The sequence below is a fragment of the Pontibacter sp. GD13 genome (assembly GCF_058216355.1).
This window is the reverse complement of sequence record NZ_JBYZMQ010000010.1, coordinates 99,581-115,094: the sequence shown is the minus strand read 5'-3', so window position 1 is coordinate 115,094 and position 15,514 is coordinate 99,581. Positions and strand designations below refer to the sequence as shown.

The 15,514-nt window shown below is 52.2% G+C and carries 14 protein-coding genes; 8 read left to right on the top strand and 6 right to left on the bottom strand.

Annotated features, from left to right (window positions below):
* Positions 1-2: 2 nt before the first annotated feature.
* Both AC4BAN_RS13930 and AC4BAN_RS13925 read right to left on the bottom strand, forming a co-directional pair.
* Entirely contained in the window at positions 3-1,361 is a 1,359-nt protein-coding gene (locus tag AC4BAN_RS13930) for a M16 family metallopeptidase (protein WP_490565017.1), read from the bottom strand.
* 211 nt (positions 1,362-1,572) lie between these two features.
* Positions 1,573-3,012 carry a dicarboxylate/amino acid:cation symporter gene (locus tag AC4BAN_RS13925; protein ID WP_490565016.1) on the bottom strand — a complete coding sequence of 480 codons (1,440 nt, stop codon included), beginning with the start codon at positions 3,010-3,012 and terminating at the stop codon, positions 1,573-1,575.
* 344 nt (positions 3,013-3,356) lie between these two features.
* Here AC4BAN_RS13925 and AC4BAN_RS13920 point away from each other — a divergent pair, with 344 nt between their 5' ends.
* From AC4BAN_RS13920 to AC4BAN_RS13910, 3 genes are all read left to right on the top strand, one after another.
* Complete coding sequence (locus AC4BAN_RS13920; RefSeq protein WP_490565015.1) at positions 3,357-3,806, top strand: MarR family winged helix-turn-helix transcriptional regulator; 450 nt, start codon at positions 3,357-3,359, stop codon at positions 3,804-3,806.
* Between the two features lie 41 nt (positions 3,807-3,847).
* Entirely contained in the window at positions 3,848-4,495 is a 648-nt protein-coding gene (locus AC4BAN_RS13915) for a YceI family protein (RefSeq protein WP_490565014.1), read from the top strand.
* A 108-nt stretch (positions 4,496-4,603) separates the two neighbouring features.
* Positions 4,604-5,377, top strand: a complete 774-nt coding sequence (locus tag AC4BAN_RS13910; RefSeq protein ID WP_490565013.1) for a DUF6503 family protein — start codon at positions 4,604-4,606, stop codon at positions 5,375-5,377.
* A gap of 15 nt (positions 5,378-5,392) precedes the next feature.
* Here AC4BAN_RS13910 and AC4BAN_RS13905 read toward each other — a convergent pair whose 3' ends face one another.
* The 3 genes from AC4BAN_RS13905 to AC4BAN_RS13895 all read right to left on the bottom strand — a co-directional run bounded on the left by AC4BAN_RS13905 (position 5,393) and on the right by AC4BAN_RS13895 (position 8,819).
* Complete coding sequence (locus AC4BAN_RS13905) at positions 5,393-5,935, bottom strand: hypothetical protein (RefSeq protein ID WP_490565012.1); 543 nt, start codon at positions 5,933-5,935, stop codon at positions 5,393-5,395.
* A gap of 10 nt (positions 5,936-5,945) precedes the next feature.
* Entirely contained in the window at positions 5,946-6,491 is a 546-nt protein-coding gene (locus AC4BAN_RS13900; RefSeq protein ID WP_490565011.1) for a nucleotidyltransferase domain-containing protein, read from the bottom strand.
* A gap of 165 nt (positions 6,492-6,656) precedes the next feature.
* Complete coding sequence (locus AC4BAN_RS13895) at positions 6,657-8,819, bottom strand: S9 family peptidase (RefSeq protein ID WP_490565010.1); 2,163 nt, start codon at positions 8,817-8,819, stop codon at positions 6,657-6,659.
* Positions 8,820-9,091: 272 nt separating this feature from the next.
* Here AC4BAN_RS13895 and AC4BAN_RS13890 point away from each other — a divergent pair, with 272 nt between their 5' ends.
* From AC4BAN_RS13890 to AC4BAN_RS13870, 5 genes are all read left to right on the top strand, one after another.
* Positions 9,092-9,379, top strand: coding sequence for an ATP-dependent Clp protease adaptor ClpS (locus tag AC4BAN_RS13890; protein WP_490565009.1), 288 nt, complete (start codon positions 9,092-9,094; stop codon positions 9,377-9,379).
* Between the two features lie 13 nt (positions 9,380-9,392).
* Positions 9,393-10,001 carry a recombination mediator RecR gene (gene recR / locus AC4BAN_RS13885; RefSeq protein ID WP_490565008.1) on the top strand — a complete coding sequence of 203 codons (609 nt, stop codon included), beginning with the start codon at positions 9,393-9,395 and terminating at the stop codon, positions 9,999-10,001.
* 201 nt (positions 10,002-10,202) lie between these two features.
* Complete coding sequence (locus AC4BAN_RS13880) at positions 10,203-11,417, top strand: pyridoxal phosphate-dependent aminotransferase (protein ID WP_490565007.1); 1,215 nt, start codon at positions 10,203-10,205, stop codon at positions 11,415-11,417.
* Positions 11,417-12,436 carry a bifunctional heptose 7-phosphate kinase/heptose 1-phosphate adenyltransferase gene (locus AC4BAN_RS13875; RefSeq protein ID WP_490565006.1) on the top strand — a complete coding sequence of 340 codons (1,020 nt, stop codon included), beginning with the start codon at positions 11,417-11,419 and terminating at the stop codon, positions 12,434-12,436. The genes AC4BAN_RS13880 and AC4BAN_RS13875 overlap by 1 nt, the downstream gene beginning before the upstream one ends.
* Positions 12,417-14,216 (top strand): TrkH family potassium uptake protein, encoded by a 1,800-nt coding sequence (locus AC4BAN_RS13870; RefSeq protein ID WP_490565005.1) that lies wholly within the window; start codon positions 12,417-12,419, stop codon positions 14,214-14,216. The genes AC4BAN_RS13875 and AC4BAN_RS13870 overlap by 20 nt, the downstream gene beginning before the upstream one ends.
* Before the next feature lie 218 nt (positions 14,217-14,434).
* Here AC4BAN_RS13870 and hemE read toward each other — a convergent pair whose 3' ends face one another.
* Positions 14,435-15,466, bottom strand: a complete 1,032-nt coding sequence (gene hemE, locus AC4BAN_RS13865) for a uroporphyrinogen decarboxylase (RefSeq protein WP_490565004.1) — start codon at positions 15,464-15,466, stop codon at positions 14,435-14,437.
* Positions 15,467-15,514: the final 48 nt, after the last annotated feature.

The window sequence follows — 15,514 nt, the reverse complement described above, 5'->3', positions numbered from 1 at the left end:
CCCTACTTAACTGGCGATTTGTCAGTCGGGGCAATGGTACCTACGGTCATGGTCTGAGGCGTGAAGTACTTCTTGGCAACGGCCATCAGGTCTTGTGCCGTAATGGTGTCGAATACGCCATAGAGGTTATTCAACGACTCAGGGTCGCCGCTAAGCCAGATGAAATTGGCCAGGGAGTTGGCAATGGCATCCGGACTGTCCATGCCCATGGCAAAGCTATACTTGATGCGCGACTTGGTGTCTTCGATCTTTTTGGCATCGATCGGTTTTGTTTTGGCCTGGTTCAGCGTCTTCATGATCTCGTCTTTCACGTATTGCATGTCTTCAGCTTTCAGGAGCGAGGCCGATACCGATATCAGGTTCGGATCGCGGGAGAACTGCGGGCCACCTGCTATGAAGCGTGCCTTCTGCTCGTTTACCACCAGCTTGCGGTACAGGTCGGAGTTTTCGGCAAAAAGAATGGTAGAGAGTATACTTAGGGCGGGCAGGTCTTTGTCTTTGTCAGAGAAGGCTGGCCCCTTGAAGTTAAGGCTCAGGTAAGGCGGAAAGCCCTGCTGCTTCACGTGGGCGTAGCGCGTTTCGGTCTGCTTCGGCTCTTTCGGGATCTCAGGCTTGTAGGTGCCGCGCTTCCAATCGCCGAAATACTGCTGGGCCAGGCTGTTTACCCGTTCCGGAGTTACATCTCCTACCACCACTATGGTGGTGTACTCGGGGCGGTAAAACCTGTCGAAAAAGGTGAGCGAGTAGTCGTATTGGTTGGGCATGTCCACTACATCCTCAAAAAAGCCCATGGTGGTGTGGGAGTAGGTGTGCTTTTGGAAGGCGGTGCTCACCAGTTTTTCATAGAGCTGCTGGTAGGGGCTGGCCGAGTTCTTGGTGTACTCCCCCTTCACGGCCCCGGCCTCTGTCTTAAAATCATGCACGCTATACTTCAGGTTCTGAAAACGATCAGCCTCCAGCTCAAACATCTTATCGAGCATGTCGGCGTTCCCCGTCATGTGGTACACCGTTCTATCGATAGAGGTGTTGGCATTGGCGGCGGCGCCCATGGCTTTCATGATGTCGCCGTAGTCTTCTGTGGAGTATTTTTCGGTACCCCGGAACATCATGTGCTCAAAAAAGTGCGCAAAACCGGTTTTCCCTTTTTCCACCTCCTCGCGGGAGCCGGCGCGCACCACCAGGTAAAAGGCTGCCAGCCCCGGACTGCTGTAAGGCACCGTAACCACATTGAGGCCGTTCGGTAATTTGTTCTGGTGAATAGGGTAGGGGAGAATTTTTTCTTTCTGGCTGCTTTGCTGTGCTATTGCCGGGTAAATGGCAAAAACGAAAAGGAGCAGCAGCGCTACGCATCTGTTTTTCATAATAAAGGTCTTTTTTGAGGTAGTGTACTGTTAAAGGGCAAATTTATATTCATAAATATACAGAAAATCGCCTTTTTAGGCAAACAAGAAGCGCATGAGCCTTTTAGCATAAATGGCATCATGTGATTTGTGTTGCCCGACAGGCCCTAAACGCAGGATGCCCGGCTTCAGCGGCCGGGCATCCTGTCAAATTGTTTGGTAAGCGTGCGTGCTACACCAGTTCCGGAGTCCGGTCATGCGCTGAGGCGGCATCCGGCAGCAGTGTGTCGTTGTCCGTTTCCACAAGGCCTGTTGCCAGCTCCGGATGAAACTCCCCTTCCCAACGGGCTACCACAGCGGTGGCCAGGCAGTTGCCGGTCACGTTGATGGAGGTGCGGGCCATGTCCATCAGCTCATCAATGCCCAGTATAGCAAACACCGGCCAAACCGGCAGGTTGAAGGAAGCCACGGTGCCTAAGAGTATAACCAGCGAGGCCCTTGGCACGCCGGCCACCCCCTTGCTGGTGAGCATCAGGGTAAACACCATCACCAGCTGCTGCTCCCACGACAGGTCGATGCCTGCGGCTTGGGCCACAAAGACGGAGGCCAGCGCCAGGTACAGTGTGGTGCCATCCAGGTTAAAGCTGTATCCGGTGGGCATCACGAAAGCCACGATCTTGCGCGGTACGCCCAGTTTTTCCATTTCTTCCATGGCGCGTGGCAGGGCGGCTTCCGAGCTGGTGGTGGCAAAGGCAATGGAAACAGGACCGGAAATGGCCTGCAGGAAACGCTTGATCGGAACCCGCGCGATGAGAGCAACCGGCAGCAGCACCAGCACGGCAAAGGCAATCAGGGCAATGTAAAGTGTAGCCAGCAACTGGAACAGGTTAGTTAAAATTCCCAGGCCCATGTGGCCTACCGTATAGGCAATAGCGGCGCCTACGCCTATCGGGGCGAAAAGCATGATGATGTTGGTAAACTTGAACATGGTCTCTGATAGGCTTTCGCAGAAGTCCAGCATGGGCTTGCGCTTTTTCTCGGTAACCATGGCCAGGCCAATGGCGAACAGCACACTGAAGATCACAATTTGCAGAACCTGCCCTTCGGCCACCGATTTGGCGATGTTCTCGGGGAACACATGCAGGATAATGTCGGCAGCCGATTGCTTGGCAGGTGCCTGTATTTCCTCGGTCTGGGCAATGCCTGTCATGTCGATGCCCTTGCCTGCGCCACTGATGTTAATGGCCACCAAGCCGATGAAAAGCGCCAGCGTAGTAACCACCTCAAAGTATAAAATGGCTTTCCAGCCCATGCTGCCCACCTGTTTCAGGTTAGAGTGGCCGGCAATACCCACCACCAGCGTGGCAAAAATAAGCGGCGCGATGATGGTCTTGATCAGTTTAAGGAAGACCTTGCTTAACACATTCAGGTTGGAGGCGAAGGCAGGGAAGTCGTACCCGATCTCGGCACCCACCACCATACTGATAAGGATCCAGGTGGTGAGGGAGCGCTTCTGAAGGCCATAAAGCAGCAGGACGGCAATACCCGCCCAACGCACGGCCATCAGCGCAACAGGCGACAGTGAGATAAATTCATATTGCTGCAGGACGGTAAGCAGCGCAGCCAGCGTGATACTTACCAGGGTTGCCAGCGGTAAAAAGGACTTTTTCATATAACAATTATTGAAGGCAGGTGTTACTTGTAAGAACAACTGCCACAGTAAACGATACCTTTTTTTGAGCCTAGATTAGCAAGGTGAACTGAATCTAAGCCAAAAAAATTTAGCAAATATAAGCTCATTTGCCAGACGGCCAAATAGCCAGCCAGGCATGGGCCAAACTATATTTTCCGGGGGCAGTTTCAGCTACACCAACTCAGGCATAATTAGTGTAGGCAGGTGTATTCAGGCAAATATTTACTTACTTGTGAAACTTTTTTAAATAAACCCTGTTGATATGTTTGTACATTAAATGTATGTACATATATTTGCATCAAGGATCAGAAAAACACACGGCAATGAAGATTGAAGACGAGATAAAACAGCGGGCTTTCAAGAGCACTCATCAAAAGGCGCACATTAACCTGATCTTTACCTCCGGGTGGCTGCAACAACAGCAAGCGGCGCTTTTTAAGCCCTTTGGTGTAACTTTGCCGCAGTATAATATTTTGCGTATCCTGCGGGGGCAGCACCCCAAGCCGGCAACCGTAAGCCTGCTGATAGACAGGATGCTGGACAAGACATCCAACGCCTCGCGGATAGTGGATAAACTGGAAGCCAAGGAACTGGTAACACGCAAGCAGTGCCCAGGCGACCGCCGCACCGTGGATGTGTTGATCACTGATAAGGGCCTTGACCTGCTAGGCAAGATGGATAACATAGAGGGCGGAATAGGCACCGGCATTCAAAACCTGACGAACCAGGAAGCGGAACAGTTGAACGTACTGCTTGATAAGATCAGGGATTAAATCAAACAACAAAAACGACCATAAAATTTAAAAACAGGATAATGAAAAAAATCACAATTCTCGCTTCGCTGGCATGTGCCATGATGTTTTCAGCCGTATCTGCGCATACCGCCAACAGCGCGGCCACAGCTACCACAGCAGCTGCCAAGGCACGCCCTTACAAGATAGACAAAGCTAAAAGCGAGGTGAAATGGCACGCCAAAAAAGTAACCGGCGAGCACATGGGCACAATTGGCGTAAATGAAGGCCAGCTTCAGGTTAACGGAAGCAAGGTGACCGGTGGTACTTTCACCATTGACATGAACTCGATTGCGTGCACTGACATCAAGGATGCCAACTATAACCAAAAACTGATAGGGCATTTGAAGTCTGATGATTTCTTTAGCGTAGAGAAGCATTCCACAGCTACTTTTAACATCACCAACCTGAAGCCAATAGCCAATGCAGCGGCAGGCCAGCCAAATCACACCGTTACCGGCGACCTGACGATCAAGGGCATTACCAAGCCGATCAGTTTCCCGGCCACGATCAGTGTTAAGAACGGCGTGGCAAATGCAATGGCAGACGTGACCATCGACCGCTCTAAGTTCGACATCCGTTATGGCTCTAACAGCTTCTTCGATAACCTGGGCGACAAGGCCATCTATGATGATTTTGTAGTTTCATTTAATGTGACCGCGAAGCAGTAAGCTTTATCATCCATTCGTAAGCGGCCGCTCTTTTCCTGAATACAGGAAAAGAGCGGCCGCTTTTTTTAATACTTCTCTTTATCTTTGAGCAAATTAATCCCTACACCTATGCACCTGACCAGAGCCACTGTATTTCTTTTAATGCTTACTACCGCCTTCTTAGGCTTCAGCTGCTCCACCCAAAAGCAGCCCGATGCGCAGGCTATTGTTGATAGCGCCATCATGGCACATGGGGGTTCAAACCTGGACCAGGCGGTGGTTAGTTTTAAGCTGCGCGACAAACGCTACCGCGCCCTGCGCGACAATGGCGCCTATGTGTACAGCCGCACCTTTACCGACGACTCAACCGGGCAGCAAATCCACGACGTACTCCGCAACAGTGGCTTTACCCGCACCGTGGATGAGGCAGAGGTGGCGTTGCCTCAGGAACGGAAAGATGCTTTTGGGGCTTCGGTCAACTCTGTAGTTTACTTTGCGCTGCTGCCTTATTTTCTGAATGACGCCGCTGTGCAAAAAGCATACCTCGGGGAAGTAAAGATAAAGGGTGAGCCTTATGACAAAGTGAAGGTTACCTTTGCGCAAAATGGCGGCGGCTCCGACCACGAGGACGAGTATGTTTACTGGATCCATAAGGAGCACCACACCATGGATTACCTGGCCTATAATTTTAAAGAAGACGACGGCAGCATCGGTACCCGTTTCCGGGAGGCTGTGAACCCGCGCGAGATCGGGGGAGTACGGTTCCAGGATTACCTTAACTACACATCGGCGACTGCCCTCCCCATCGAAAACTACGACAAAGCCTTTGAGGCAGGCGGCTTAAAGAAAGTGTCGGAGATAAATCTGGAGGAAGTGCGGGTGAGTACTTTGCCTAAAGTATAGCCCGGGGGCGTTCACTTAAGCCACCTCAAACTCCAGAGGCAGGGCTACGGTCAGTTGCTTTTGGCGGGTGTGCATTTGCTGCAGAAAATCGTCTAGTTCCGCTTTGTACTCCAGGTAATAATCCTCGTGCAGGTTTTTTCGGATCAGCGTGATGGTGCGCAGCAGCAGGCGCGCGGTGGCGGTGTAAAAGCTTTTGTAGTAGCCGTCGAACTGTGCGGTGAAATTATCGAAAATTAGGCGTAGCGTGTACAGGTGCAACTCCACCTCTGATTTTGGGTTTTTAGTGACCCGCTTGTAGCGCGCTATTTCTTTTAGTGCCTTCCGCAGGGCTTTTGTCAGCGCCTTGGCCAGACTGCGGCCATTGGCGTTTAGCAGCAGTTCGTGTATTTTATCGGCACTTTGCGCATAAACTTCCTCCAGGGTGGCCTCTTCCAGCTCAAAGCGCAGCAGATCGTATAGCTCCGCATCGCGGCGGGCCGCTTTTACAATAATATCTTCCTTCTCTTTTTCGCTGAGTTGTTTAATGGCTTTGCGGAAGGCCGGGGAAACTGATGGCATAGAAGGCTGGCTAAGGAAGGTTTTGCAGGTCCAGCAGATCTTGTTGCCGTGCCGTGGCCTGTTTGTTTTTCTTCAGGTCGTCCAGGCTTATGAAGTTGGCCATTCCGCCGCCGAAGGGCATCACTGCTTTGTTCGCCCAGCAGTCTGCAAATTCAACGCCGGCAAGACCCGTGGACAGGTCGATGCGGTTGGGCGGGTAGCCCAGCTGCACAACGATCTCTGGGGTAAGTAAATCTTCGAGGTTAACCTCGTTTTCAGTATAGCCATACTTTTGCAGGGCACGAAGAACCCGTTGGGCGTTTTCCGGGGTAGGATTTACCCAAATGTCGATGTCGCCGGTGTAGCGGGGGTAGCCATACAGGGCCACTGCAAAACCGCCCGCAATTAAATACTCAGCTTCGCAGGCGTTGATCTCTTTAATGAATTCCTCAAAATTGTGTGTCAGCTCCATTTGTACTAAAAATCTGTATTGGGCACGCAGCTGTTGCAGCGCTGCCAGGCGCGCGGCTGTTGGCTGAGATAACCAATAGGTAAGGTCGTTGTTGCTGTCCGACAACTTTTTTTTGCTAACCACTCTGCTTGCCGGTGGGGGCAGAGGGGGAGATGCTTTTATTTTCAATGGATGGGTAGGTTAGAAAACCAAAAAGTCTACAACAAAAGCAAGTCATTAAATAGTGTGCTGCCTCGGTGCAGGCAAAGGCAGCACACAAAATTAAAAAAATTATAAGTTTTCGTCAAAGTACTGCGTCACTTTTCGCATTAAATGAACGCGGTCTTTGCCCCTAACATTGTGTGGGTGACCAGGATACACGAAATAATCGAGCAGGATGCCGTTATCTACTGCCGTTTTGATGAACTGCAGGCTGTGCTGCCACACCACCACGTCGTCTACCGTGCCGTGTATCATCAACAGTTTCCCTTTCAGGTTAGGAACATACCCTAGCAGGCTGGCTTTCTCGTAACCTTCGGGGTTTTGTTCAGGCGTGTCCATGTAGCGCTCGGTGTACATGATCTCATAAAACTTCCAGTCGATCACGGGGCCGCCTGCCACGCCTACTTTAAAAACATCCGGTGTGCGCAGCATCAGGGAGGTGGTCATGAACCCGCCGAAGCTCCAGCCATGCACGCCCAATCGGTTTTCGTCTACGTAAGGCAACGACTTCAGGTAATTCGCGCCGCGTATCTGGTCGGCCAGTTCTACAGTACCCAACTGGCGGAAAGTTGCCTGCTCAAAAGCCAGGCCACGGTTGCCGGAGCCGCGCGAGTCCAGGGTGAAAACGATATAGCCTTTCTGCGCCATCAAGTACATCCAGAGGTTGGCGCCTCCAAGCCAGCTGTTGGTCACCAACTGCACATGCGGCCCCCCATACACGTACACCACCACGGGGTATTTTTTAGTCTTATCCATGTTGGGCGGAGTGATCATACGGGTGTACAGGTCGGTGCCATCGTCGGCCTTGATCGGGAAAATGGTGGTCTCGCCCAGTTTGTAACCGGCCAGTGGGTTGGGGGCGTTCAGCAGGGTTTGCGCCACTTTGCCTTCTTTGTTCAGAATCCATATTTTGCGTGGGGTTACCTGGCTGCTGTAATCGTCGATGAGGTACTTGCCGTTGGGGCTAAGCTGGGCGTTGTGCGTGCCACTGCCTTGCGACAGGCGCCTCTCTTTTCCGCTTTTCAGGTTTACCGCGTATACGTGGCGCTCCAGCGGGCTCTCAGCCGTAGAAGTATAGAATAGCTCATCGCCTTTCGGGCTGAAGCCGAGAATGTCCGTCACCATCCAGTCGCCGCTGGTTAGCTGGCGTATTTGCTTGCCGCTAGTGTCGTAAAGGTATAAATGGTCGAAACCAGATCGCTCGCTCACCCACACAAACTGGTCAGGCTTGTTAGGTACAAAGTATAAACCATGCTCAGGCTCTACGTATTTCTCGTTCTTCTCCTCCAGAAGCGTTTTCTCAAACGCGCCTGTCAGGGCATTGTAGCGGTTCAGTTTCAGGTGGTTCTGATCGCGGTTCAGCACAGCCACATAAATGTGCTTCTCATCGGGGCTCCAGGTAAGGTTGGTCAGGTACTGTTCAGCGGGCTCGCCGGTTTTCAGGTAAATGGTTTGCCTGGTGGCAGTGTTGTAAACGCCAATGGTTGCCTGGTGGCTTTTGCCGCCGGCCATTGGGTATTTAATGGCATTTTGCTTGGCGGGCAGCGGGTTAACATCCACCAGCGGGTAATCGGTTACCATACTTTGATCCATGCGGTAAAAGGCCAGTAGGTTGCCAGCCGGCGACCAGAAAGTACCTTTGGTAATGCCAAATTCGGAGCGGTGCGCTGCCTGCCCGTATACGATGGCCACGTTCGCATCCTCCGAAACGGCAACATCCGGAGCGCCGGCAGCCGATACGTACAGGTTGTTTTCTTTGGTGTAGGCCAGGCGCTGCAGGGTGGGGTCCAGTTCGGTGTTCTCTGCCTCGGCGGCAAACGGAGTGATGATGGCTGCCTGGCCAGATTTCAGGTTGTAGCGGTATACTTTGTGCTGCGTTTCAAAAACCAGCGTGTTAGCGTCAGCCCAGTGAAGTTCAGGGAAAGTCTTTAGCTTTTCTGCGCCAACGGCTACCAGGGCATCGCTCAGGGTGCCGAGCTTCAGGATCTCGCTTTGTTTAGAGGAAGAGGCGTTGCCGCGCACCAGTACCTGCTCGGCCTTGTTCTGCCGGAGGTAGGTGAAATCGTCGGTGCCGGGCACCCAGCTTAGCTGGCGCAGAGTCTGGGGCTGCAGTGCCGGGTTAAGGATGGCGTCTTCCATGGTTAGCATCTTGTCCTGGGCCTGCAGTTGCAGCGTAACCGCCGCCAGCACAAAAAGAAGCGTGAACCTTTTGAAGTGAGTGGAAAAGATCATGGATATGGGGTGTATGGGTATGTTTCGCAAAAAGTGTGAAACGCAAGAACGGTTTTATCTGCCTGGATAGCAAAAATAAGGCCTTTAAATGTTAGCAGGGCAGGTGTGCCGGTGGGTGGGCAGTAAACGTGGGTAATAGCAGGCAGGGCGGAATTATACAGGGGCAAGCGTTGTTGCAGACTATACCCCATTGGGTAAACTAAAGGAGCCAAAACAGGTTTATACTTGGCAGGAGACTTCGTTTAATGCATAAAATTTTGTATTTTTGTACTATGAATTGGGAGACAGAAATTTTTCACAAAGAGCAGTTTGAGGTAGAGTTGCTGGAAGAGAGCACGGACCTGCGTAACCTGGTGGTTTTCAACGACGAGGTGAACACCTTCGACCATGTGATCGAAACCCTTATCAAGGTATGTGGCCATACGGCCGAACAGGCAGAGCAATGCACTTTGCTGATACATTACAAGGGAAAGTGTACGGTAAAGGTCGGCTCGTACGAGGAGCTGCAGGGAATGTGCTCGGCCCTGCATGACAAAGACCTGTCAGCAGATATAGAGTAGCAGGGGAGGGCAGATGAATTTTCCGTCGAAACTGATTGAGAATGCTGTCGAGGAGCTGGCAAAGCTCCCCGGCATTGGCAGAAAAACCGCGCTGCGCCTGGCCCTGCACCTCTTGAAGGAGGAAACAGAGGAGACTTTTTCGCTGGCAGAGGCGCTCGTAAAAATGCGCACCGATGTAAAGCACTGCATCGAGTGCCACAACATCTCCGACGCAGAGGTTTGCAGCATTTGCGCCAACCCCTTACGCGACCGCAGCCTGCTTTGTGTGGTCAGTGATATCCGCGATGTGATCGCGATTGAGAATACATCGCAGTACAAGGGGCTGTACCACGTGCTGGGGGGCGTTATTTCGCCCATAGAGGGCATTGGCCCAGCCGATCTGCAAATTGACTCCCTGCTGGAGCGCCTGCCAAAATCAGAAGTGAAAGAGCTGCTGCTGGCCATAAGCCCAACTATGGAAGGCGATACCACCGCTTTTTACCTGACGCGCAAGCTGCGCGACTATCAGGTGCGCATTTCCACCATTGCCCGCGGCGTGCCCGTGGGCGGGGAACTGGAGTATACCGATGAGGTGACGCTGGGGCGAAGTATAGTGGAACGAACAGCCTACGGCAGAGTATAAGGGGCGGCTTTACTTAAGAACGAAAAAAGATACAGTAGACCAACTGTATCTTTTTTCGTTTGCACAGGCCTTGAGCTGTCTTTTTAATAGAAGTAAGGGGATGATTTTTGATGCAAATTAGCGATCAGGGCGAAGCCGTTGGCCGAAGTGCTGGAAAGTCTGTTGCTTTATGAGTAAATTGCCCTCCAAACGCGAATACCTATGCACGAACCAGAAGAAGCGAACACCATACTTTCAGATCGAATTGCTGCCCTATCGGAGTCACAGACCATTGCCATGGCCAAAAAGGCCCGTGAACTGGCTGCCCAGGGGTTTGATGTGATCAACCTGAGCTTCGGCGAGCCTGACTTTCAAACCCCGCAGTATATCAAAGACGCAGCCAAGAAAGCAATAGACGATGGCTTTACATTCTATACACCGGTAGCAGGCTACCCGGAGCTGCGCCAGGAAATCGCCAAAAAGTTCAAGCGTGACAATAACCTGGACTTTCAGCCCGAGAACATCGTGGTATCAACAGGTGCCAAGCAGAGTATTGCCAACGCCGTGCTGTGCCTCACGAACCCCGGCGACGAGGTGATCATTTTTTCGCCTTACTGGGTGTCGTATGAAGAGATCGTGAAACTGGCAGAAGGGGTGCCTGTGCCATTGATGGGGCAGCTGGAAAATGACTATAAAGTAACAGCCAGCCAACTGGATGATGCCATTACCTCCGATACTAAAATCGTGCTGTACTCCTCTCCCTGTAACCCGACAGGCGCTGTATTCAGCGAAGAAGAGCTTTATGCCCTGGCCAAAGTGCTGGAGAAACACCCGCAGGTGTATGTGATAGCCGACGAGATTTATGAGTACATCAATTTTGAAGGCAGGCACGCCAGTATGGCCAGCTTCGACTTTATCCGCGACCGGGTGATCACCATCAACGGTTTTTCGAAAGGCTATGCCATGACGGGCTGGCGCGTTGGGTACCTGGCCGCCCCAAAGCATATTGCCGCTGCCTGCGATAAAATGCAGAGCCAGATCACCTCCGGTACCTGTTCCATCGCCCAGAAGGCGGCCACTGCCGCCTTGCAGGGAGGCAACGCCGCCTCGCTGGAAATGACAGTGGCTTACCACCGGCGCCGGAACCTGGTACTGGATCTGATGAACGACATCCCGGGGTTTCAGACCTACGTGCCGGCAGGCGCTTTTTACATCTTCCCGGATGTAAGCGCTTATTTTGGCAAGCAGTACGCAGGGCAAACCATTCGTACTGCCCTGGACCTGAGTATGTTCCTGCTGACAGACGCCAACGTGGCAGTGGTAAGCGGTGAGGCCTTCGGGGCTCCGCGGTGCATCCGGTTTTCCTATGCCACCTCAGATGAAAAGCTGACAGAGGCACTACGCCGCATAAAAGTTAGCCTGGCCAAACTGCAGTAATGAATCACATAAAAAGTTTAGAGGACCTTTTCGCTGCCTTCGATCAGCTTCGCGTGCTTATAGTGGGCGATGTGATGATCGATTCTTACCTGTGGGGTAAATCCACGCGCATCTCCCCGGAAGCACCTGTGCCCATTGTGAACGTGGTAAAAAGGGAAAAACGCCTGGGGGGAGCCGCTAACGTGGCCCTGAACGTGCAGGCCCTGGGCGCCACGCCGCTATTGTGCTCCGTGATCGGACAGGACCAGGACGGCGCCGACTTCCTGACCCTGCTCCAGGAGAAAGACCTGACTGCCGAAGGAATCGTGCAGAGTTCGGCACGCGTCACCACCATCAAGCACCGGATCATTGCAGGCGCGCAGCAGCTTTTGCGTGTTGACTCAGAGATAGAGCATAACCTGACAGCGGACGAAGAGCAGAATTTAGAGAAACGCTTTAAAGATTTGTTGGAAAAAGCAGATGTGGTGATCTTCGAAGATTACGATAAAGGCGTTTTCTCAGAAAAAAATATCCAGCGGTTTATTGCCTTAGCCAATGCACGCGGTATCCCGAGTGTAGTAGATCCGAAAAAGAATAATTTCCTGAGTTTTACGGGCTGTACCCTCTTCAAACCCAATTTAAAAGAGCTGCGGGAAGGCCTGAAAGTGGACTTTGCGGATGAGAACCTCCCTGCCTTCGAGGGGGCCGTAGGCCTTTTGCAGCGACGGCTACAGGTGCCCCAAGTGCTCGTAACGCTGTCTGAAAGGGGGGTATTTATTGCTGACGGGCATAAAAGCACCTATATTAACGCCCATCGCCGGGCAATCTCAGATGTGTCAGGTGCCGGTGACACGGTTATCAGTATTGCGGCCCTGTGCACAGCACTCCGTACCCCGGCCTCTTTTCTGGCTGGCCTGAGTAATTTAGGGGGCGGCCTGGTGTGTGAGCAGGTAGGGGTGGTGCCGGTAGATAAACAACGCCTATTTAAGGAGGCAAAGCAAATCAGGTTATTCGATACAGATGAATACAGAAACACTTAACAGGGTTTTATACGGCAGCAAGCTGACGGCTTATGCCATCATGCGCCGCACCACCTATCTTCTGGCGCTGTTGGCAGTAGGGCTTCTGGTGTATGCACATGGTGTGGTGGAGAGCCCTGACAGGTTACGGTTGCTATACTATGCCATCGACTTGATCCTGGCCATTTTTGTCATTATCTACTTTGTGCGCATTCTGTATGCCTTCGAACGGGTCAAGTTCCTGCAGCGCACTTGGTTTGAGGGGTTGTTGATGGGCATTGTGCTTATCAACCAGATCGGAACGTATGTGTTTGGCATACCGGTGGTGTATAATGTGTTTGAAAGCATCGGCATTCCATTGTCTGTGGAGCTGTACAGGGTGATCGTGTCCATGTACATGCTGGTGCTGCTTGTCGTGGAGCTGCTGGAGACAAAAGTACACCTTAAAACAGTACAGCTAAAGCCTTCCATTACTTTCATCCTAAGCTTTGTGATGCTAATTTTTGTGGGAGCGGGCCTGTTTATGCTGCCCAAGATGACCAACGCCCCGGAGGGCATGCGCTTTCTGGATGCTTTGTTCATGGCCACCAGCGCCTCCTGTGTAACGGGGCTCGCCGTGGTTGACCCCGGCACTTACTTTACCTTTGCCGGACAGGTGGTGTTGCTGATGCTAATTCAGATGGGTGGTTTGGGTATACTAACCTTTGCCACCTTCTTTGCCTCGATGATGCGCCAGGGCGTTGGAATTAAGCAGCACGTCGCCATGCATGAGCTGCTGGACAGCGAGTCGCTCTATTCTACGAAAGGCTTGCTGCGAAAACTGATCTTCCTGACGCTTACCATAGAGGCGATTGGCGCTGTGGTGATGTTTGTGACCTGGGGCCCCGGTGCGGAGTTCACCAATTTAGGCACTAAGATATTTTTCTCTGTTTTTCATGCCGTCTCAGCATTTTGTAATGCAGGATTCTCGCTGTACCCTGAAGGCCTGTATACAGAGCCTGTGCGCTTTGCCTATGTGCTTCACTTAACGGTGGCCATGCTGATCATATTCGGTGGTATCGGTTTCCCAACCATGCTGGATGTATTGTCTCCTAAAGCAATGCGCTCCAGGTTGCATGCCCCCTGGAAAAACTGGAAAATGCTCTCTCGCGTTACGATCTATACTTCGGTTGCCTTGCTCTTGCTGGGCACGGTGGGCTTCTTTTTGCTGGAGTATTTCAACACGCTTTCCGAACTGAACTTTGTAGAGGCAATGATTACTTCCTTTTTCCAGTCGGTAACCACCCGTACCGCCGGTTTTAACACCGTCGATATTTCGGCGCTGAATGTGCCCACGCTGCTGATGTTTATTTTCCTGATGTTTATCGGCGCCTCGCCTGGCTCTACGGGAGGTGGTATTAAAACGACAACCTTTACCGTGATCCTGATATCGGTGTGGGCGACTATCCGCAATAAACGCAACATGGAAATAGGCCACCGCACTATCCCGCATTCCGTTTCGTACAAGGCGTTTTCTATCTTTACCTTTGCGTCGGTGCTCAACATCATCTTCATTTTTGTGCTTTCCATCACAGATGCGCAATATGATATTCTGAAGCTGGCCTTCGAGCAGGTGTCGGCCTTTGCCACGGTTGGCCTGAGTACAGGCATTACGGCAGGCCTTTCGGATATCGGTAAAATTGTGATCATCCTGTCGATGTACATTGGCAGGGTGGGCACCCTGACACTGGCACTAGCCCTGAGTACCCGCACTACTTCCACCAATTACAGATACCCGGCCACACACCTGGCTGTCGGCTAAGACTCAGGAGCTAAAAATGTGCGGATGTGGGAGAGCATGGTAACAATTGAGCTAAAAAGGAGAGGCCCGCTACAGCAGCGGGCCTCTCCTTTTTTATAGTCTAACAGCAGAAACGGCAGTCTGGTCTTTTGTTAAATCGATAGCTTGGTTGCGATCCTGAAATCTGATAGAGCAGCTTGTATTTTTCCCCTGGGTGCTAACCCAAAAGCATACCAGATCTACCTGTTACTATACGCTTTTACAGTCTGCACAAAGCATTTCACCTTCTCAGGGTCTGTGTCCGGGTATACCCCGTGGCCCAGGTTGGCAATGTGGCGCTGTGGACCAAACGCTTCTAGCATCTTGATGGTTTCTTTCTCGATCGTATCGAAGGAACTGTAGAGCAGGCAGGGGTCCATGTTGCCCTGCAGGGTTTTGTTAGGCCCCACCTGCGCCCGCGCCTTTTTAACCTCCATGTTCCAGTCCAGGCCAATGGTTTCGCAGTTTAACCTGCTGAAATCCTCCAGTGCAAAAAAGGCCCCTTTGGCAAAAACCGTGACCGGCACGTTTTGGATGGCATCGCAGATCTCAGCAATATAAGGCAGCGCAAATTCGCGGTAGTGCGCCGGGGTAAGGATGCCCGCCCAGGAATCAAAGATCTGGATCAGGTTGGTACCTGCCTCCACCTGTGCTTTTAAATAAGCGGTGGTGGTATCGGTGATCATGCGCAGCAGCTGGTGAGCCAGCTTCGGGTTGGTGTACAGCATGCCACGCGCGTGCGAGAACGTTTTGGAGCCGCTTCCTTCTACCATGTAAGCCAGAATGGTCCAGGGGGCGCCGGCAAAGCCGATGAGTGGCACGCGGCCGTTCAAAGCCCTTTTGGTCACCTTAATCGCCTCCAATACATAGTGCAGGTGCTCCTGTGGGTCGGCTATGCGCAATTGCTTCAGGTCTTCTTCCGTGCGGATGGTCCTGGGGAAGAAGGGACCGCGTTTCTCTACCATCTCATAAGTGCAGCCCATCGCCTCAGGCACCACCAGGATATCGGAGAAAATGATGGCCGCGTCCACGTCCAGTATATCGACGGGCTGGATGGTGACCTCTGCGGCCAGTTCTGGCGTTTCGACCAGTTCTTTAAAGCCGCTCAGGCTGTTGCGCACAGCACGGTACTCAGGTAAAATTCGGCCAGCCTGGCGCATCAGCCACACTGGGGTGCGCTCTACAGCCTCGCCCTTGGCAGCTCTTATAAGCAGATCGTTCTTCAATTGCATGCCGCAAAGATAGGGAATATGCAGCTTTACAGAAAGCTGCTCAGCAGT